The organism is Prevotella sp. MGM1 (assembly GCF_002933775.1).
Lineage (GTDB): Bacteria > Bacteroidota > Bacteroidia > Bacteroidales > Bacteroidaceae > Prevotella.
The window spans coordinates 26306-47628 of sequence record NZ_BEWV01000136.1; the positions used below are offsets into that span (position 1 = coordinate 26306).

A 21323-nucleotide genomic window follows, 5' to 3' on the forward strand; every position below is an offset into this window, starting at 1 on the left:
TGTGGAGCCTTTTGTTTTTTTCGGCATGTTCACGTTCCGATAGGCAGCAAGTGGACAAGTTGAATTCTATATCTTATGCCTATCATTATCGCAATCTCGATTCAACCTATTCTTATGCACGGCGTGCTTATGACATGTCTGGCGGTTACGGGGCGGGCAAGGCTGCCGCATTGAACAACATGGCATTTGTCAGTATTGCCAGGATGGACTATGAACTGGCGGAGAAGCAACTCGAAGAGGCTCTTGATGTTACCGATAATCATATCGAATTGCTTGTAGCCGAGGTTCAGAAGATGCGTCTTTGCCAGCGAATGTCGCAAAACCGCAGGTTTTATGATTATCGGGAACGTGCCAACAGCCGTATATCCAGAATCAATGAGGAGCGTTTTGAACTGTCCGATGCCATGCTTCGCCGTATGATATATGCGGAGACGGAATTTGCGATAGTCAATTCCACATACTATTTCTATGTGGGTCTGGAAAGGCAATCTATAGATGCCATATCCGTTATATCTCCCGATGGTGATATTAGGAAAGACACTGCGCAGTATTTGAATTATCTGTATAACATAGGTGTCGGCGGAATTATAACAGGCGGTTCGCAAGCAGAGATAAGCCAGCGTGAGTTTGACTATCTGATTAAATGCCTTATTATGGCCGGGCAGGGGAATTATCCGTTTTTTGTGGCCAACAGTCTTGAGGCTTTATCCGAGCACTTGTTAAAAAGACAATACCGGAATAGACTGATAGAGGATAACGCTCCGGCCATGAAATACATCAATCCGACAAATGTTTCAGATTCTATTGTTCCGGAACTTTTGGCGAAAAGGTCACTTTCCATATTTCTTGATTATGGCGATGTGTACCAAACGGCGGGTGCTTACCGCACTTTGGCGTCATGTGTCATGGCTGTTGGCGACAATGCGGCGGCTTTGCAGTATCTTGATTCGGCCTTGGCTGATAGGAAAATATATCAGGCTCCCGATTTGGTGGCAAGTATCAGAGAACAGTTGAGCGTAACTTTTTCCGCCGTTAATGATAAGCAGGCAAGCGATTATAACCGTAATATCTATATAGACTTGCAGGAGCAGACGCGCCAGGACCGTTATTTGGAAGCCCGTGCAGACATGTATGATAAGGCTGCCAAACAGTTAAACATCATGATTATAGCCGTAATCGTGGCAATACTGGTGCTTGTATTCATGCTTTTGTTTTTTTATTATCTCAACAGAAAGCGTCGTGATGAGTTTTCGATGGATATGCTTCTGCGTCCTTTGCGTTTATGGCAGCGGAAAGAGGAAGCGGAAATGAACCGGCTGACCGATTATGAGGAGGAGATAAAGGAAAGGCACGCCCTTCTCCTTTCACACATAGAAGCAGGAGAGAGATTGGCTCTTGAAAACAGGGCTAAAGTATTTCTTGCCAACAGTGTAATGCCGTTTATAGATAGGATAATAAACGAGGCGCGTATGTTGGAAGGTAGAGATGAGCCGGATGATGTGCGTGCCGGTCGTTATACGTACATCTCAGAGCTGACCGACAGGATAAACGACTATAACGATGTGCTTACACATTGGATACGGATGCGTAGCGGCAGGCTTGGCTTGCGTATAGAGAGTTTCGCCCTTCAACCTCTCTTCGATATTGTGGGAAAGGGCGTATCCGGTTTCAGAATGAGCGGGATAGATTTGAAGGTGAAAGATACTTCGGCGGTGGTGAAGGCTGACAGGGCGCTGACTCTTTTTATGGTGAACACTCTTTCTGATAATGCTCGCAAGTTTACTCCTGCCGGCGGAACTGTCACCGTTAGCGCGAAAGAGACTGATGATTATGTCGAAATATCGGTTGAAGATACCGGTGAAGGTCTTACGGCGGACGAATTGAACTCTGTTTTCGAGCGAAAAGTGTACAATGGTACTGGGTTCGGATTGCTGAACTGCCGCGGAATAATAGACAAGTACCGCAAGACAAGCCGTATATTCGATGTCTGTATCATATCGGCAGAGAGCGATAAAGGTACCGGCAGTCGTTTCTTTTTCCGTCTTCCTGTCGGTATACGCCGCTCCGTTACGGTCCTTTTATTACTCTTTATTTCTTTATTGTCATCCGTGGCGGAGCCTGTCTCAAACATTTTCATGGCCAAGGCTTATGCAGACAGCGCTTATTTCTCGAATATAGACGGCACATACGAGCTTACGCTTCGGTATGCAGATTCGTGTAGGGCGTATCTCAATCGGCATTACCTGTCGCTATATCCCGATGGGCGGCATCTAATGGTGAGGGAAGGGAATATCTCCGTCATGTCTCCGGAGATAATATGGTATCATGACAAGGTCGCGACTAATTACAGCATTGTGCTCGATATGAGAAACGAAAGTGCCGTCGCTGCCCTCGCTCTTCATCGGTGGACATTATATGACTATAATAATAAGGTATATACGCAACTGTTTAAAGAGATTTCGGCAGACAATACACTTGCTGACTATTGCAGGATGATGCAAAGTTCGCAGACCAACAAAAACATAGCCGTGATACTGCTTGTACTTGTTTTGGTAAGCATTTTGCCTGCTTATTATTTTCTTTATTACCGTCATCGGATTTATTATCGTTTCTGTTTAGAGCGTATAAATACTATCAATGAGATCCTTCTTGATGATATAACGCCGGCGGAGAAGCTCGGCAGGATTGATTTACTGGCAAAAGAGCGTTATCCTGATGATTTGCGGAAGATTGTGTGTGACATAAAGAAATCTCTTGCCATGGCCGTGGATTCCCGTAGCCGGCTTAGTGCTGATATAGAACTTGCCGATGACGAATGCCGCCGTGCCGAACTCGAATGCAACAATCTGCATGTGGCCAATTCGGTGACAGACAACAGCCTGTCGGCATTGAAGCATGAGACTATGTACTATCCGGGGCGTATACGCCGCATTGTGGATGAGCCGGAAGTTGACGTGCATGCTCTTGGAGAGCTGGCCTCATATTATAGGGAATTGTATTCGGTGATGAGCAGGCAGGCCATGCGTCAGACAGAGAGCGTCAAACCTCATGTCAGGCCGTTGCCTGTATCTGATATACTGCCGGGCGATGACAGCGGGCTTGTTTTTCTTGCCGATAGAAATCTTATTGTTTTTCTTTTCGACATATTGCGCCGGCAGAACGGCCGCCAACCGCTTGATGCCGTTGTGCGGGCCGCAGGTGTGAAATATATAGAAGTGACGCTTGGTATGCCTGGTGAATATGCTGTGCCTGGCACTGCCCCGGATATATTCACACCTGCGGCTGACAATATCCCGTATCTGCTCTGCCGACAGATTGTGCGCGACCACTCGGAAGCTACAAACCGCCACGGATGTGGAATAAAAGTGAGTGTAAAAGACGGGAAGGCGGTGATGGCGATAACGCTGCCAAGATATAAATAAATGAAAACGAATGACAAACAGACGTATGGATAAGTTTAAAGTGATAATCGTTGAAGACGTTCCGCTCGAACTGAAAGGTACCGAGGGAATAATACGCGGTGACATACCGGAAGCTGAGATTATAGGAACAGCAAGTACCGAGGCCGACTATTGGAGGCTGATGAAAGGGGATTTGCCCGACCTTGTACTGCTCGACCTCGGTCTCGGAGGTTCGACGACCGTGGGCGTTGAACTATGCCGTCATACGAAAGACACTCACCCTGAGATTAAAGTACTCATATTTACAGGTGAGATACTGAATGAGAAATTGTGGGTCGACGTTCTTGATGCCGGGGCAGACGGGATTATCCTTAAAAGTGGCGAACTGCTGACGAGAGTAGATGTGTGCCGCGTGATGGAAGGCAACCGCATGGTGTTCAACCAGCCGATATTGCAGAAAATAGTTGAGCGGTTCAAGTCTTCGGTAGGTAAGGAACTTGCTCGTCGGGAAGCTTTTGTCAATTATGAGATAGACGAGTATGATGAACGTTTTTTGCGTCATCTCGCTCTCGGATATACGAAAGAGCAAATAACAAACCTGCGTGGCATGCCGTTCGGTGTGAAGAGCCTTGAAAAACGCCAGAATGAGCTTTCACAGAAATTCTTTCCCGATGGGAACGGTGGTATGGGCATTAATGCCACGAGACTCGTGGTGCGTGCTTTCGAGATAGGAATACTCGACATTGATAACCTTGAGCCCGATGAGGAGTAGGATAACTGAATATTCTGTAGTGGCGCTGTGCCTGGTTCAACTTGTGCTTGTACCTTTGTCATGGTTACTCAGTGTGGCCGATGTGGGTTTTGAGGTGCGCAGCCTTATAAGCAGCGAGGGTATCAGGTGGTTTTTCGGACGTTTTGCCTCCATGTTGGCCTCTCCGTTTCTCGTCTGGCTTTTGCTGTTGTCAATGGCTTCCGGATGTATAAAAGCCTGCGGATTACCGGGTTTGTTTGTGCGCAGACCGTTGCTCTTGCGTTATCGGGAGCGTGTGGCATTGCTGTTCGGCGGGTTGTCTCTTCTGCTTCTGTCATGTGGCTATTCCATGCTTGTTTTTGTTCCTCATGCCGTATTGCGCGGTGTTACCGGCGATTTGTTGCCGTCTCCGTTTTCTGCTTCCGTCGTGCCGTCTGTCGCTTTCATTATTATTGTCGTCGGTATGGTATACGGGGCTGTGTCGGGCTGTTTTCATCGTATCTCGGATGTTTGCCACTCGTTGTTTTCCGGAGTATCGTCCGCTGCTCCGTTGTTTCTATACTATATTTTGTTGATGCAGTTGTACCATTCCATAGTATTCGTTTTCGGTTGAAACGTTACTTTAAAATATTGTGTGTTTAGGATATTAATTCATATTTTTTTTCAATCGTTGATAACCGTATATATAATATGGAAAGATGAATTGCCGGAAGTGATATGTGGATTAAGTCGAAGGAATTAACTTCATGACGTTTTTATGATTTTGAATTGATCGGACGTAAAATCGGTCAATTCTTTTTTGTTTGTTGGATTGCTGTTTGTTAAGATAATTCGCGGTGGGCCGGGCTTTCTTAATAGTTGCGTTTTGGGTGTGAAAAAATCATTTCCTGTATAAAAACCATTGAGAAATGATAAAAAAATGCCAGCGTTCATGCTCGTTTTTCTTTTTTCTGCGTTTGGATAGTCATCGCTCTGTGTTCGGTATCCCGTTACAATGCGTTTAGACGCTAAACGCATTGTAACGGGATACCGAACGCAGAGCAACGGGTAGCCTATTAGAGGCTTGTTTGGCGTTGTTTTTCGGAAAATAAAAATCCCGTCGGTGCATATTCATGCACCGACGGGAACAATGCTCGGCCCTCACTGCTGTTCGCCGGGTGTCGACAGGCAAGACATTTATTCCTATTATGGAATGTGAGTGTTGCGCCGGTATGTTGCGGTATCAAATATTACAGTCGCTTTTTTGGGGCAGAATTTATTGCGGTTGTTATGGTGATTGTAAATATTTATCATGAAAGTTGTCATAAAAAGAGTTTTTGTTCATCACAAAGATAATATAAAACATGCCGTGAAAAAAGGATTGTCACGATACACTTTCATATACATGTGCATATGTCTGACTGTCTCGATTTATTTATTCCGCCATTGCGGTAATGTGGCACGGAGTATAAAAATTAGTCTTCCTATCGTTATTTAGGCGGTTCTGTAAACGGTTTTTCCGACGTTTTTTATTAATTTTGCATTGTTTTACACGATAAAAATAAAAACGATATATAGATTATGGAATTAGCAAGCAAGTACGACCCGCAAGCAGTGGAGTCGAAATGGTATCAGTATTGGCTTGACAACAAGCTGTTCAGCAGCAAGCCCGACGGTAGGAAACCATACACGATAGTGATTCCCCCGCCGAACGTGACGGGAGTGTTGCACATGGGGCATATGCTCAACAACACCATTCAAGATATCCTTGTGCGCCGTGCCCGCATGGAGGGTAAAAATGCTTGTTGGGTTCCCGGCACCGATCATGCATCTATTGCCACCGAGGCAAAGGTGGTGAACAGGCTCGCACAGCAGGGAATAAAGAAGACCGATCTTAGTCGTGACGAATTTCTGAGACATGCGTGGGAATGGACCGACGAGCACGGAGGTATAATATTGAAGCAGTTGCGCCGTCTGGGAGCGAGCTGTGATTGGGAACGCACGGCATTCACGATGGATGATACTCGCTCGGCAGGTGTTATAAAAGTGTTCTGTGACCTATATAAAAAAGGCCTTATCTACAGAGGCGCTCGTATGGTGAACTGGGATCCGCAGGCACAGACGGCTCTATCAGACGAAGAGGTAATATACAAGGAAGAGCAATCCAAACTCTATTATCTGCGCTATATGGTTGACGGCGAGCCTGGTAAGTATGCGGTGGTGGCTACCACGCGGCCGGAGACAATCATGGGCGATACGGCAATGTGCATCAATCCTGGCGATCCTAAAAATCAATGGCTTCGCGGCAAGCATGTGATTGTGCCGCTGGTGGGTCGCCGCATACCGGTGATAGAAGACGATTATGTGGATATTGAGTTCGGTACAGGTTGTCTGAAAGTCACTCCAGCGCATGACATTAACGACCATGCGCTCGGAATCAAGCATAATCTGGAAACGATAGATATATTCAACGACAACGGAACGATCAGTGAGGCTGCCGGAATGTATGTGGGAATGGACCGCATGGACGTGCGTGTCAAGATAGAGGATGACCTCAAAGCGGCCGGGCTGATGGAAAAAGTGGAAGACTATACTAACAAGGTGGGATGTTCAGAGCGTACCAATGTACCCATAGAACCTAAGCTGTCTACACAGTGGTTCCTGTCAATGAAGCATTTTGCTGATATAGCTCTGCCACCGGTGATGAACGATGAGATAAAGTTTTATCCGGTAAAATACAAGAATACGTACCGTCACTGGCTTGAAAATATCAAGGACTGGTGTATCAGCCGCCAGTTATGGTGGGGACACCGGATACCGGCTTACTATTTCACCACTGAAGACGGGAAACGTGATTTCGTTGTTGCCGAGAGCCGTGAGGAGGCTCTCATGATGGCACGGGAAAAGAACGCGGCTCTTGTCGAGGCTGATCTTGAGCAGGATGAGGACTGTCTCGACACGTGGTTCTCAAGCTGGTTGTGGCCGATGTCCGTGTTTGACGGAGTGAACAACCCTGACAATGAGGAGATAAACTATTATTATCCGACAAGCGACCTGGTGACAGGTCCGGATATTATATTCTTCTGGGTGGCGCGAATGATAATGGCCGGATATGAGTATCGTGGTACAATGCCGTTCAGGAATGTTTATTTCACGGGTATTGTCCGTGACAAACTCGGACGTAAGATGTCCAAGAGTCTCGGCAACTCGCCCGATCCGCTGCTGCTCATAGATAAGTATGGGGCGGACGGAGTGCGTATGGGCATGATGCTTTCGGCACCGGCCGGAAACGATATTCTCTTCGATGAGAGCCTGTGTGAGCAGGGACGCAACTTCAACAACAAGATATGGAATGCTTTCCGTCTTGTGAAGGGCTGGCAGGTAGCCGGCGTTGAGCAGCCAGAGGCAAACAGGATTGCCGTGGAATGGTTTGATGCGAAATTGCGCCAGACAAATGCAGAGATTAACGACCTGTTCCGCAAATACCGTATCAGTGAGGCTCTTATGGCCGTATATCGTCTTTTCTGGGATGAGTTTTCGAGTTGGTATCTCGAAATGATAAAGCCGGTTTACGGTCAGCCGATAGACAGCACGACGCTCGGTGCCACCTTGCGTTTCTTCGAGACGTTGCTGAAAATGCTTCATCCTTTCATGCCTTTCATCACCGAGGAACTGTGGCAGCATATTTATGATCGTCGTGACGGGGAGTCAATCATGAGCGACAAGCTCGAGATGGCGGAAATGACGGCAGTCGATGAGGCTCTGATTTCAGGAATAGAGAGCGTGAAGCAGATTGTGGGCGGTGTGCGCACGGTGCGTAACCAAAAGAACATAGCCCCAAAGGAGTCTTTGGCTTTGCAGGCAGTGAACGCCAACAGGTATGAGGCTTATAATAGTGTCATTGCCAAAATGGCCAATCTTGGTTCTATTGACATTGTTGAAGAGAAAGATGCCACTGCCGCTGCTTTCATGGTCGGGACAGATGAATTTGCCGTACCATTGGGCGATATGATAGATGTAGATGCAGAGATAGACAAGTTGGAAGGTCAGCTCAAGCATCTTGAAGGATTTCTTTCCGGAGTAAGGAAGAAACTGTCCAACGAGAAATTTGTGGCTCATGCTCCTGAGGCCGTAGTGGCTTTGGAACGCAAGAAGGAAAGTGACAGTGAGGAAAAGATAGCCGCAATAAAGGAGTCGCTTGCCGCATTGAGAAACAGATGATACATGGCCGGCTGGGTTAATGATGATACAATGTGCGTGGACAACCATCCACGCACATTTCATAAGTCTCGGTTACGGTAGTTGTAGTGTGGTGGTCTGGTGGCGAATAATAATGATTCGGATATCAATTACTGTTCGTCTCATTGTTTGAAATGTTTTATTCGCGCTGTTGATTGTAGATATACTCATTATCGGGCAGGAATAACGTTTTATGTATTTATAATGTTTATCAAGAAGATGAAGAAATCAGAAAGATATAAAGTTGTCTTGGAGTATTTCAGAAAGGAAATGCCCGATGTTGACACAGAGTTGCAGTTTGGCAGCATATTTCAGTTGCTTGTAGCCGTGATATTGAGTGCCCAATGTACCGATAAGCGTGTAAACCAGGTTACGCCGGCGCTGTTTCGGCGCTATCCTGCGGCAAAAGACATGGCAGTTGTTGAGCCTGAGGATGTGTTGGAATATGTGAAAAGTGTATCATACCCCAATGCCAAGGCTCGACACCTTGTGGAAATGGCGCGTTGTCTAATGGAAAAGCATGACGGTGAGGTACCGTCGGATCTGAAAGAACTGCTCGCTTTGCCGGGTGTGGGCCGCAAGACGGCGAATGTGATCCAAGCTGTCGCTTTCGGGAAACCTACAATGGCTGTCGATACGCATGTATTCAGGGTCAGTCACAGGCTCGGATTGGTATCGGATAAGGACGATACCCCTTATAAGGTGGAGCGGAATTTGATGAAATATATACCCGAAGATGATATACCATTGGCTCATCATTGGCTCTTGTTACATGGAAGATATGTATGTACATCAAGAAAGCCGCACTGTGAGAAGTGCGGCTTGGAGAGTATTTGTCCTAAAAATATAGATAATTCCAAACTTGGCTGAATATCAGTTGCTATATGGAGGGCATTCGGTTCTGATATAATGGGATATTCGTTCCTATATGACCGATATGGCAATTCTGATATAGCTGCAACCGGTTCCGGATTGGTATTTGAATCTGTTTGACAGAAGGCATGTTCCGATACAGCCGGTGTTCGATTTTAATATAATCGTAAATCTATTTTCTGCCTTTCTTTTGGTTGTTATCGTGCATTTTTTTCAGTGAACGCCTGTGAAACTTATTCTCCGCTTTTATGACATCAAGCAGTTTTCGTGCAGGTATGACGGTCAGAAACTTGTTGTGATATGACTGTTGTATCCTCTTCAGGTCTATTTCCAGTTTGTCGCACTGTTTGATTATATTCAGGCAGGCGGCATCGTCTGTCGGATTATTTCTGCTTAATTGGCGTATTCGGTCGAATTTCGCACGTTGGGCTTTTCTCATTTCATCGTATAGCGGAAAGAATTTCTCTGCCTCTTTGTTGGTCAGGCCGGCTTCTTTGATAATGAATTGTTCCAAATCAGCCTGAAATTTTTCTGGAGAGAACCCTTTTCCACGGTTATCCTGGGCACAGACAGACAGTGCAATGACCAATGAAACAAAACAAAGCAATAATCTTTTTCTCATATATTCCCTATTTTATTATTCGCTCATAAGGCAGGCATACATGTCTGCATTGTCCATCATGGCATGGTCGATTATGGCATCTTCCGCCGTGTATGTATACCCATTTGAGTGAGCAACGGATTCGTTTCGCATGGTGTCGTGTGTGTGTGGCTCTGTTTTAGACATATATACCGTGATGCCGAATATGGCGAGACACAGGCATGCTGCCGAGTAAAGTATCGGACGCAATATTTGCATGCGTGAGCGGCTATGGATTATCACGTGCTCTTGCTCTGGCAATTTGTCGATAATTGTTGAGGCAAAATTGTCGAAATAGCCTGTCGGCACACGGAAATGATTATCCTTGCCAAACCGATTTTTTATGTACCTTTCTTCTTTTACCATAACTGTTCTTTATCTTTTTGATGTATAATAAACTGAAAAGTTTAATCATGCAACTTGAAATACTCCGATATTTTCTTCACCGCAATGTGGTAAGAGGCTTTTAATGCGCCTTCGGATGTACTCAATATCTTACTTATTTCGCTGTATTTAAGTTCATCGTAATACCTCATGTTGAATACGCAACGCTGTACATCGGGCAGCTTGGATATTGCTTCTTGCAGCATCGCATGGGTCTCGTCGCCGTCGAAATACTTATCTGCAATCAACTCATTGGCGACGTTGGTATCTTCGGCGTCAGCGCTTATCAGTGTCATTGTCTTGCGTTTCCTGAGAAAGCCGAGGCTTTCGTTTACGGCAATGCGGTAAAGCCATGTGGAGATCTTGGAGTCGTTACGGAACGAACCGAGATTGGTCCATGCTTTTAGGAACACATTCTGCATCACATCGTCTGCGTCTTCATGAGTGATGACTATACGGCGGATTTGCCAATACAGCTGCTCGCTATATTGGCGTACGACCATTTCAAAGGCGTTGCGCTGGGTTTTGGGGTCGGCCAGCAACAATGTTATATGTCGTTCGTCGTATTTTTCCACTTTATTCTTTGACGATTTATTTCATTAAAGGTTTAATACCGTTCCGGTAAATGCTTTATTATGCTTCATCAGGTGTCTGGCACGGCCTCGTGATATGCTCGATATGGTATAGTGAGGTGTTTAATCCTGTCTCATAAACGGTTTGATGTGCATGCTCATTATATTGTCGTATCCGTATACATCGGGATAGCTCCGTAACGAGCCGTCCGGTTCTTCAAATATAGTATAATAAGTTATGGATATCGGCACGTTTGGTTTGACGGTCAATGAGCGTATCAGCCGGCGGTTGTTGTCTTCGTTTTGTATATATCTTCGCCCTTTGTTGGTCTCCGGTGCGATATCCATTGATATACGCAATCTGTCAAGCAGCCATTCGTCGGGATTGTCTAACAGGAATACCGCCAGGTCGAAAGGCCGTTGAACTCTCACGCATCCGTGTGAGACGCTACGGTTTTCCCTGCCGAAAACGCCACGGCTCGACGTGTCGTGAAGAAATACCGAGAAGTTGTTTGGGAACCTAAATATTATGCGTCCGAGCGAATTGCCTGCTCCGCCTTCTTGAATGACCGCATAATGCCCTGAGCGCAAGTTACCGGCCGTCAGATTCTCTATGTCAATTCTGTTTCCGGTTTTTCTCTCGATGATGTAGTAATTGTTTCTTTCGAAATACGAGGCGTCACCCGCATGCGGTGCGACTTCGTTTCTGATGATGCTCATCGGGATGTTCCATACGGGATTAACTTCCATCCAACCTATTGCGCTTGTGAGTAACGGGGTCTTTGTCTTAAAGGCTCCGCATCCTATTCGCATGTCAATCACGTTCCCACTGCCGTATGCGTATAAGTGATATGCCGGGATGTTTACGATGATGTGCTTTCCCGTTGTGTCGCGGACGCCGTTTTGCCGCCATCTGCATCGCTCCATATTGCATAATATCCGCATTCGTGATTTGGTGTCATTGTCATTTTCGGATGCGGCCAATTCCTTTTGCAGGCGTAGATACAGAGGGTTTGCAGGCTTCACGCTGCGCAGAAAACCTGATATGCTGTCGTTGGTGATTTGGCTTAAGGCATGTATGAAGAATTTATCATCAGGCCTGCGTATTTCAATGTCGAAAAGCCGGCGGTAGCCAAGTACACGCTTTGTCGAATCGTCGCTGATGGCATCCAGTTTGTTAAACATATAATAAGGGTTCGTAAACCCGAAACTCTGTCCGGTTACATAGCGAAGATACGCTTTTGTAAGTCGGAATTCCAAGCGGGCCATTACATCGTTAATGGTATTTCCGTCTTTATCGAAATCAAGGTTGCGTATGCGCTGTATATCGTTTTCGATGAGTTCGGCATCGAAAGAACGGCTTGTAAATCCTATGCTGTCTTCCACCGTTTTCAGAACGGTAAGCAGGCTGTCGGCACAGCTTCCGACACCATATCTGTTTATCCATAAAAGCGAACCGTTGTTTACATAATGACTGCGTGTATGCCCGTCAGCGAATATAGTGTCAGTCTCAATGCGACAGATCTTGTCTATATTCTCTTTTATTTTATGTGAATTTATAACATATTCCTGCGTTCTCAAATCCGAAAACGCATCCATTGTTATATTATTATGATAATGATTGTGGCTGTTGTCACCGCACCCGGATATAATTGCCAATAGGCAAAACCAGATTAACGGATAGAGACTTTTCTTACAATCTTGCCGATTTTCAATATGTAGCAACCTTTGGGTACATTAAGTTCAACACGTTGTGCGGGGCTTTCTATCTTTATTTTCATCACAGGTTTGCCTGTGAGCGATACGACTTCGAGTATCAGCCCGTTCGCGCCTGTTACATGCACAGTAGCCTGTTCAACCGTTATGCTTATGGCCCGCTCATCAATCTGCTCCTGATAGCTCGCTTCCATCTCCGAGGCGAGTGCCGGTGAAGATGCCGCAAGTGTCATTATGGATATAATTGCAAGTATGAGTAGTCTTCTTGTCATATTCGATTTAATTTTATTTGCAAATATAATATTTTATATCCATACTGCAAAATATTTATTGTGAAAATACAATATAATCGTGAATGCAGAGTTGTATGGGGATGAAATTTTTATGCAATATTAAACAATCCTTTACGTAATATTAACCGAGATGAAACATTTATGAAATATAATGACTTTAATTTTGCATCGACAAAAGAAGTGAAATTATGGAATTAGTATTTTTAGGAATAATCATTACAATCTTTTTGCTGGCAGTCTTCGATCTCTCGGTGGGTGTAAGTAACGATGCGGTGAACTTTCTTAACTCCGCCATAGGCTCAAAGGCGGCATCATTCAGGGTCATTATAATCATCGCTTCGGTGGGTGTCTTCATCGGGGCGGCCATGAGTAACGGCATGATGGATATCGCGCGGCACGGTATTTTCCGTCCGGAGCATTTCTCTTTCTATGAGCTGATGTGTATTTTCATGGCGGTGATGGTCACAGACATCATTCTTCTTGACATTTTCAATTCAGTGGGGTTGCCCACGTCCACTACCGTTTCGCTTGTCTTTGAGTTGCTCGGTGCCGCGTTTGCCGTTGCCATCGTGAAGATAATCGGCGATGCGGGAGACTTGGGTATAAATGATTTGCTGAATACGGAGAAAGCGTTGTCTGTCATACTCGGTATATTCCTTTCTGTGGCCATCGCTTTTTTCTTCGGCACGGTTGTGCAGTTTATCACGAGAATGATATTCTCTTTCGGATATAAGAGTACGATGAAGTGGAAAATAGGGCTTTTCGGCGGTGTCGCCACCACGGCTATAATATACTTCCTGCTTCTTAAAGGTATAAAGGATATGGCCTTCATGACTCCTGAACTGAAAGGCTGCATACATGACAATACAATCGTCATTCTGGCTGTATGCTTCTTGTTTTTCACTGTCCTGATGCAGGTTTTATATTTTCTGAAGGTCAATGTGCTGAAAGTTGTGGTTCTTATCGGTACGTTCTCGCTGGCTATGGCGTTTGCGGGGAACGACTTGGTGAACTTTATAGGTGTGCCTCTCAGCGGATTGTCCTCTTACACGGACTACGTGACAAACGGTGCCGGTGATCCCCATTCGTTTATGATGGGGTCGTTGAACGCTCCTTCAGACACGCCGTTTTATTTCCTTGCCATTGCAGGCACGATAATGGTTATATCGCTTGCCACGTCCAAGAAAGCTCTTAACGTGTCGAAGACAGAGATAGGATTGGGCAGTCGTGATGCCGGCGACGAAATGTTCGGTTCGTCGCGTGCCGCCCGCAAGATTGTGCGTATGGTATTGTCTTTCAGTTCCTGGCTCAGGAGGTATATCCCCAAGCGTGTGCTGTCTTGGCTTAACGGTCGTTTTGATACTGAAAAAACAGAAATGGAGGACGGGGCGGCTTTCGATCTTATACGTGGAGCGGTAAACCTGACCCTGGCGGGAATGCTTATAGCCGTCGGTACGTCGCTGAAACTGCCTCTTTCCACTACTTTTGTCACTTTTATGGTGGCAATGGGTACGTCGCTTGCCGATAGGGCCTGGGGGCGTGAGAGTGCCGTCTTCCGCATAACGGGAGTCATATCTGTCATCGGTGGCTGGTTTATTACGGCCGGCGCGGCGTTTATCGGTGCGGCGGTGATAGTTCTTGTCATGCATCAGGGTGGTTATGTGGCAATGATAGCCGGTGCTGTGATAGCGGTAGTCTTGCTGATAAAGAGCAACATCAGGTTTAAGAACAGGAAGAAGGAAGACCAAAGCGACTCTCTCTTCCAGACCATTCTTACCACCAGGGACAAGAAGCAGGCTTGGAATCTGTTGTCGATATACATGGGTGAGCACCACAAAAAATTCCTGTTGCATGTAATCGAGACTTACAGTGACATCACATCCGGATTTATCAATGATAAGATAAACATGCTCAGCAAGAGCGAACGTGAACTGTACAGGCAGAAGTCTATATTGAAAGGTACGCGGAGGAGGGAGACTCTATGTCTCCGATATGTCAGCAAAGAGATTGCTATAGAGAAAAACACGTGGCTGCACCTTGCCAACAATTCTTGTATGGCGATGAACTATAATATGAGGCACATAAACGAAGTGTGCAAGGAGCATGTGGAAAACAATTTCAGGGTGCTTCCGTCGCAATATAAATCAGAGTTTGACGATATTCGCTCTGAAATAATGGATGTGCTGAACGAATCGTTGAGCGTGATAGATACGGACGGTTTTGAATACATAGCGATGATACGCAGGAAATGCGACAAGATAAAGGATGCCATATCTGTAAAATGCCGTCTTATGTTCGAACGTCTCAGAGATGGCGATCCGGCTGATATGGCTGTGCTGTACGTATATCTTAATATGCTACAGGAATCTCAGGAAATGATGTCAAATCTGCGTAAGTTGCTGCGCTCGGTAGACAAGTTGCACAGGCAGACCGGTTTTTAATCCGGCTGCCTGTGTTGCTTGGAAAATATATTACAAAAAACCTTTTGTATTTCGGTTTTTCTGAATTTAAAATCCTGTGGACGGAAATACCGGTGTATTTTGTCGTTTAGTTTAATTCGTTGAAATTCAGACAGATAGGTTAAGAGGTGAATTGCGGCATGCTTTCCATCTGGTCTCAAAACGCTTTCCGGGTTGTGTTTAGCGTCTAATTGCGTTCCATTTAGCGTCTGATTGTCTTCCAACGGGCTGCTAACCGTGTTGCGGTTAGTTGCCCGATGCGTTCCAACGGGCATCCGGTTGCGGAAAAACTGTTTACAAATAATATTCGGATGATTGTGCTATCGCAATGTATATGGCGATATGTATCGTTTACGCAATTCTGGTTTGAGAAAAAAGACAGGGCTTTTTTTATGATATATTTCTTACATATCGGGATATGCCTGAACCATTGTTTCCGGTTATATGGCTACTTCCTGCTTATGGAGAAGTGGAATTCCAGTCCTCCGTCACGTCTGTTGTTCACCGAGATGGTGCCGCCGTGAAGTTGTACCGAGTTTTTGACGATGGATAGTCCGAGGCCTGTTCCGCCTGCCTTTCGTGAGCGGCCTTTATCTATACGGTAGAAACGTTCAAACAGGTGAGGTATGTGTTCGTCCGGAACGCCTATACCGTTGTCAGACACAGAAAAAAAGTATTTATCGCTGTCGCTTGCTGTCAGTTTTATTTTTATATTGTCGCCTTGCGAGTATGTGATGGCATTGTCTATCAGGTTTCTGAATATTGATTCGAGAAACGGTGCGTTGCCGCATACCGTTAGATTGTCTTTAACGTTGTTATTGATATTGAATCCATGTGTCTCAGCGTGCGGTTTCTCATCGGTCACCACACCCGCTATCAGCAAGTCGAGTCTCAGTTTTTCTTTCTCTATAAGTCTCGAACCGTCGTCCATGCGTGTTATTGACGATACATCGGCCATCAGTCTGCCAAGCCGTTCACAGTTGTCATGGCACATTCGGATAAATTTAGTGCGCTTTTCTTCCGGCAGTTCGGGATGGTCGAGCAGTGTTTCAAGGCATGCCAGCATTGATGAAACGGGAGTTTTAAGCTCGTGGTTTATATTGTTGGTAAGTTGCTTTTTTATTCTTATCTTCTCCTGTTCCTCGTGTATGGCAACCTTGTGCTCGTGTTTAAGGTCGGTCGTGGCTTGTTGCAGTCGGGCATACAGTCTGACTATATGGCTCGATATGCTGCCAAGCTCATCGCTCGGGAAGTATCCGTCATCGTAGATTTTCTCTCCTTTCTCTGCTTTTTCCGCAAAATCGTTGAGTCTGGTGATGGTGCGTCCGAGGCGCCGTGTGGCAAAATATCCTATTATGCTTATTCCGAGTGTTACGAAAAGCATGAACCACAGGAATGTGTTATCCGTTTTGAGCACGGCTTGCAGCGGCAAGGAGTAGGGCACGGCCGATCGTATGATGATGTCGCCGCCCCTTGTGGCAGAGTAGAAATATGTGTTGTCGGTGCTCTGTGAGTGTCGTCTCAGTGTGTAGTCGTGTCCGTATTTTATTGCGTTTGAGATCTCGGTGCGGCTGAGGTGGTTTTCAGACGGCAGGGTGTCGAGCGAGTTGTCGAATACCACATGTCCTGACAGGTCTGTGATTGTGACACGGATGTCGTCCATAGGCTTTCTTGAGTCGTTCAGAACCCGGTCTATGGGTGTGTCGGCAGATATGGCATCGAGCAGATGCACGTTGTATAGTTGCAGTTGGCTGTCCAGTTTGTCTATCTTGAACTGTTTTTCGCGTTCACACTGAAAAGCCACGAAGCAGACGACCATCAGCCATGAAAAGCCAAGCAATAGAATGAAAATCTTCGTATGATATGACATTTTACCCCTTGAAACCATATCCGTATCCTACTCGTGTGAAAATATTTTTTCCGTATTCTCCTATTTTGGAGCGCAGTCGCGTGATATTCACGTCTACCACTCTGTCTGCCACGACAACTTCTTCCGGCCATACTTTTGAAAGTATTTCATGCCGCGAGAAAACCCTGCCTTGGTGTGTCAGCAACAGACAAAGTATTTCATATTCCTTTCGTGGTAGTATCACTTCCTTGTTGTCTACAAGACAGCGTTTAAGGGAAAGCTCGAGCGAAAGCCCTCTGTATGACAAAATGTCCGGATTGGTGTCGGCTGTGTGGCGGGTGCGTTTCAAAACCGTTTTTACCCTGGCCATAATATTCCGCACAGAGTACGGCTTGACTATGTAGTCATCGGCACCGATATTCAGTCCGGCCACCATGTCGTCTTCAGAGTCTTTTGCCGTGCAGAAAATGATTGGTATTCCGGCTGTTTCAGGTGCGTTTTTTAGTATGCGCGCCATTTTGAACCCGTTGATGTCGCCCATCATCACATCGAGCAGTATGAGTGAGTAGCGGCTTATGTCTTTTTCCAACGCTTCCTCTGCACTGTATGCCACATCGACTTCATAGCCCTCAACTTCGAGATTAAACTGCAAAACCTCGCAGAGAGTCTCTTCGTCGTCTACGACCAGTATTCTGTCTTTTTCCATTTTAGGTGGGGTTTATATGCTGTTAATTCAGTAAAAAAACGGTAAAAGGCTGTATGGCGGCAAATATGATTTGCCTGAATGAAAGAGTCATACGTCGATGACAGCCATTTCATCGGATAGAATAGTGTTTTCAAATACGGCCCGTGCCTCGTTGAGCAATATGGTTTCGTCCTCGTATCGTGACGAGTAATGGCCCAGTACAAGTTGTTTCACTCCAGCGGCAAGTGCCGTACGGGCTGCTTCTTCGGCTGTGGAGTGCTTGTATTTGATAGCCATTCGCTGATTATCGTTGGCGTATGTACTTTCGTGGTAGAGAGTGCTTGCTCCAGGTATGAGTTTATGAAGTCCGGGTATATAACGCGTATCGCTGCAATAAGCATAGCTGCGCACAGGGTCGGCCGGTGTCGTGAGCTTTGAGTTAGGTATGACATCCCCGTCTTCCGTGGTCCAGTCGTGTCCGTTTTTGATATTGTCTATCTGGCTTACCGGTATTCCGTAGAGATTGATGATGTCTCGCCTGATATGTGGCATGGTGGGTTTCTCTTTGAAAAGAAAGCCGCAACATGGCATACGGTGGTTTAGGGGGATTGTAGTTACGGTAAGGCTGCGGTCTTCATAGATGACGGTACTTTTTGCGGTGTCTATCGGGTGAAAGCATATTTCGTAGTCAAGTCCGGAGCAAAAGGCTGCCAGGCTCGATTTCAGTATCGGGCCAAGTTCTTCCGTGGCGAAGATGTGCATGGGTGCCGTGCGGCCCAACATTCCGAACGTGGACAGCATTCCGATAAGGCCGAGGCAATGGTCGCCATGCAGGTGTGAAATGAATATGTGGTTTATCTTGGTAAATCGGATTCGGGAACGTCGCAGCTGCATCTGCGTTCCTTCTCCGCAATCTATCATGAAAAGTTTCTTGCGCACCTCGACAACTTGCGATGATGCGTAATGCTTAAGGGTGGGGAGGGCACTGCCGCATCCCAATATATGGACTTTAAACGGTTCCAAAAGCTGATCAGGATTTTTAATTATCCGGTTTATTTCTGACGGCAGTATTCAAAAATATCTTCGTCGTTTCCGAATACCAGCGAGTCGGCATCAAGCTTCTTTATGTCGTATACCTCGATTTCGTCCTCCTCGCTTCCTCCTTCCCGCATAAGTGTCAGTTCAAGGCGGCCATTGGTAATTCGCCATGCTTTATACACGATATTTGCCATGTCTATGCTTTCCGCTATACCGCCGTCTTTCAGGGCCATGCCCACTATCGAACTGCCGTCAAACGGGTCTGGCATAGTCCAATTGCCGAGCAGGGTTGTCTCGTTTATTACTTGCTTGGCTTCGGTTTTATCATCATTGAGCAATACGGCCATACGGTCTCCTATGCCGTAACCGCCAAATACATTGTTGTTTTCCTTGGCTTCGTTGACACTCAGAGACAATGTGTCGCCGCTGTCTGTTATCAATTGCAGGGTGTTCATGGCGGAAGCCTCTCCGCACATGCCAAATACGGTAAGTTCCTTGTTAATGACATTCTCAACCACATTTGTGCTGTCTTTCGGTGCTTGCCGTTCTGTCTTGTTGCCGCAACTGAAAAGTGTGGCCGCTACAGCTGTCACCATTAGTAATATTCTTTTGTCCATAAACTTTGATTTTAGTTGTTGGATAATCGTCATTCATTCTCATTTTTCTTGGCTTCGTTCCATAAGGCATCCATCTCTCCGAGAGTCATGTCTTTCAACGGTTTGCCTATTTTTATGCTGTGCTCCTCTATATAATTGAAACGACGGATAAACTTGTCGTTTGTCTTGTCAAGAGCGGTATCGGGATTGAGGTGATACAGGCGGCCGGCGTTTATTACGCTGAACAGGAAGTCTCCGAACTCGGCCTGCGCCCTTTGGGTGTCTTCACGTCTCAGTTCGGCTTCCAGTTCTTCGAGTTCCTCGCGTACTTTACCCCATACATCGCCTTTGTCTTCCCAATCGAAGCCTACGTTTCGTGCCTTGTCCTGAATGCGGTAGGCTTTTATCAGTGAGGGAAGTGATGTAGGAACACCGGACAGAACACTCTTGTTACCGTCTTTTTCAATCAACTTTATCTGTTCCCAGTTCTCCACTACTTGTTCGGCTGTTTTAGCATTTCGCATATCATCGCTCTTTTCACCGTTTTCTCCGTATGGTAATGGCTTGGGCGCAGCCGCGCCTACTTGCGACGGATGGTATACATGAGGATGCCGATATATTAGCTTGTCAACGAGCTTGTTGCAAACATCGGCTATGTCAAACTTGCCTTCCTCGCTGCCTATTTTAGCATAAAAACATATATGAAGCAATACATCGCCCAATTCTTTGCAAATATTCAGACTGTCATTTTTTAGCAGGGCATCGCATAGTTCGTATGTCTCCTCTATGGTATTGGGGCGTAGGCTTTCGTTTGTCTGCTTGTGGTCCCATGGGCATTTCTCCCTGAGTTGGTCAAGCACGTCAAGCAGTCTGCCGAAAGATTCCAACTGTTCTTCTCTTGTATGCATCGTGTTTTTATATTTTGAGTTCTTTCATTATCTCGCTCATTCGCTGTAATGTGGAGATTCTTGTTGGCACGAGCGGCAGTCGCAGTATATTGTTGATCATTCCCATCTCGTGAAGCATGGCCTTGACTCCGGCCGGATTGCCGTCTACGAACAGCAGGCTGAACAGGTCTGTAAACTTATGATGTATCTTTCTGGCTCCGTCGTATTCTCCTTTGAATTCAAGACGGATCATCTTTGAGAACTCACGTGGCAGCGCATTGCCTATAACGCTGATTACGCCCACGGCTCCACATGATATCATCGGGAATGTGAGAGCATCGTCTCCGCTTATCACATCAAAGTCGTTAGGTTTGTTCTTGATAATCTCGTCTACCTGTTCGAGGCTGCCACCGGCCTCTTTTATTGCAACGATATTCTTGCAGTCGCGTGCCAGCCTTACTGTTGTGGCGGCGGTGATGTTGACTCCCGTACGTCCCGGAACATTGTAAAGCACGACGGGCAGTTTTGTTGCGCCGGCGATAGCTTTGAAATGTTGGTATATACCTTCTTGCGACGGTTTGTTATAATAAGGACAGACACTGAGTATACCGTCTATGCCGCGAAAGTCTCCTGTTTGCAGTTCGTTTACGATCATGGCTGTATTGTTACCTCCGCAACCCATAAGAATAGGTACCCGTCCGCCAACTTTATCCACTACAAGTTGTTTTATCTTATTTTTTTCTTCGGATGTGAGACATGGAGTCTCTGCCGTTGTGCCTAAAATGCAGAAAAAATCGGCACCGTTATTTAATTGATATTCCAGTAATTGGAGCAATGACGCATAATCAACGGAACCGTCTTCGTTGAACGGTGTGACCAACGCTATACCCAATCCCTTGAAAATATTATGTACCATAAAAAATAATGAAAGTCTGATTATGCCTACAAAATTATAAAAATT

At 45.9% G+C, this 21323-nt stretch carries 17 protein-coding genes; 6 read left to right on the forward strand and 11 right to left on the reverse strand.

Annotated elements, in window-relative coordinates:
* Positions 1-50 precede the first annotated feature (50 nt).
* The 5 genes from MoGM_RS04755 (at position 51) to nth (ending at position 9240) form a co-directional block, all read left to right on the forward strand.
* On the forward strand, positions 51-3422 hold the full coding sequence (locus tag MoGM_RS04755) for a DUF5112 domain-containing protein (RefSeq protein ID WP_371410501.1): 3372 nt from the start codon (positions 51-53) through the stop codon (positions 3420-3422).
* 25 nt (positions 3423-3447) lie between these two features.
* Entirely contained in the window at positions 3448-4173 is a 726-nt protein-coding gene (locus MoGM_RS04760; protein WP_104369122.1) for a DUF5932 domain-containing protein, read from the forward strand.
* Positions 4163-4765, forward strand: coding sequence for an AbgT family transporter (locus MoGM_RS04765; protein WP_146078649.1), 603 nt, complete (start codon positions 4163-4165; stop codon positions 4763-4765). The genes MoGM_RS04760 and MoGM_RS04765 overlap by 11 nt, the downstream gene beginning before the upstream one ends.
* Positions 4766-5712: 947 nt before the next feature.
* Positions 5713-8352 (forward strand): valine--tRNA ligase, encoded by a 2640-nt coding sequence (locus MoGM_RS04770; protein WP_104368985.1) that lies wholly within the window; start codon positions 5713-5715, stop codon positions 8350-8352.
* Between the two features lie 237 nt (positions 8353-8589).
* Complete coding sequence (gene nth / locus MoGM_RS04775; RefSeq protein ID WP_104369123.1) at positions 8590-9240, forward strand: endonuclease III; 651 nt, start codon at positions 8590-8592, stop codon at positions 9238-9240.
* Positions 9241-9415: 175 nt separating this feature from the next.
* On the opposite strand, the gene MoGM_RS04780 is transcribed toward nth, so the two are convergent.
* The 5 genes from MoGM_RS04780 to MoGM_RS04800 all read right to left on the reverse strand — a co-directional run bounded on the left by MoGM_RS04780 (position 9416) and on the right by MoGM_RS04800 (position 12827).
* The gene (locus MoGM_RS04780; RefSeq protein ID WP_104368986.1) at positions 9416-9865 is read right to left on the reverse strand and encodes a hypothetical protein; all 450 of its coding nucleotides are present in this window, start codon (positions 9863-9865) and stop codon (positions 9416-9418) included.
* A 15-nt stretch (positions 9866-9880) separates the two neighbouring features.
* Entirely contained in the window at positions 9881-10249 is a 369-nt protein-coding gene (locus tag MoGM_RS04785) for a hypothetical protein (RefSeq protein WP_104368987.1), read from the reverse strand.
* Between the two features lie 41 nt (positions 10250-10290).
* Positions 10291-10842 carry an RNA polymerase sigma factor gene (locus MoGM_RS04790; protein WP_233210168.1) on the reverse strand — a complete coding sequence of 184 codons (552 nt, stop codon included), beginning with the start codon at positions 10840-10842 and terminating at the stop codon, positions 10291-10293.
* A gap of 120 nt (positions 10843-10962) precedes the next feature.
* Entirely contained in the window at positions 10963-12438 is a 1476-nt protein-coding gene (locus MoGM_RS04795; RefSeq protein ID WP_146078650.1) for a L,D-transpeptidase family protein, read from the reverse strand.
* Positions 12439-12512: 74 nt separating this feature from the next.
* Complete coding sequence (locus tag MoGM_RS04800) at positions 12513-12827, reverse strand: T9SS type A sorting domain-containing protein (protein WP_233210169.1); 315 nt, start codon at positions 12825-12827, stop codon at positions 12513-12515.
* Between the two features lie 209 nt (positions 12828-13036).
* Here MoGM_RS04800 and MoGM_RS04805 point away from each other — a divergent pair, with 209 nt between their 5' ends.
* Entirely contained in the window at positions 13037-15289 is a 2253-nt protein-coding gene (locus tag MoGM_RS04805) for an inorganic phosphate transporter (RefSeq protein ID WP_104368989.1), read from the forward strand.
* A gap of 466 nt (positions 15290-15755) precedes the next feature.
* On the opposite strand, the gene MoGM_RS04815 is transcribed toward MoGM_RS04805, so the two are convergent.
* The 6 genes from MoGM_RS04815 to dapA all read right to left on the reverse strand — a co-directional run bounded on the left by MoGM_RS04815 (position 15756) and on the right by dapA (position 21278).
* Positions 15756-17195, reverse strand: coding sequence for a cell wall metabolism sensor histidine kinase WalK (locus tag MoGM_RS04815; protein ID WP_104368991.1), 1440 nt, complete (start codon positions 17193-17195; stop codon positions 15756-15758).
* Positions 17179-17862 carry a response regulator transcription factor gene (locus MoGM_RS04820; RefSeq protein WP_104368992.1) on the reverse strand — a complete coding sequence of 228 codons (684 nt, stop codon included), beginning with the start codon at positions 17860-17862 and terminating at the stop codon, positions 17179-17181. The genes MoGM_RS04815 and MoGM_RS04820 overlap by 17 nt, the downstream gene beginning before the upstream one ends.
* A gap of 87 nt (positions 17863-17949) precedes the next feature.
* Positions 17950-18864: a ribonuclease Z gene (locus tag MoGM_RS04825; RefSeq protein WP_104368993.1), complete on the reverse strand. Its 915-nt coding sequence runs from the start codon at positions 18862-18864 to the stop codon at positions 17950-17952.
* 29 nt (positions 18865-18893) lie between these two features.
* The gene (locus MoGM_RS04830) at positions 18894-19496 is read right to left on the reverse strand and encodes a lipocalin family protein (RefSeq protein ID WP_158249555.1); all 603 of its coding nucleotides are present in this window, start codon (positions 19494-19496) and stop codon (positions 18894-18896) included.
* Between the two features lie 29 nt (positions 19497-19525).
* Positions 19526-20383: a nucleoside triphosphate pyrophosphohydrolase gene (gene mazG / locus MoGM_RS04835; RefSeq protein ID WP_104368995.1), complete on the reverse strand. Its 858-nt coding sequence runs from the start codon at positions 20381-20383 to the stop codon at positions 19526-19528.
* A gap of 7 nt (positions 20384-20390) precedes the next feature.
* Positions 20391-21278 carry a 4-hydroxy-tetrahydrodipicolinate synthase gene (gene dapA / locus MoGM_RS04840; RefSeq protein WP_104368996.1) on the reverse strand — a complete coding sequence of 296 codons (888 nt, stop codon included), beginning with the start codon at positions 21276-21278 and terminating at the stop codon, positions 20391-20393.
* Positions 21279-21323 lie beyond the last annotated feature (45 nt).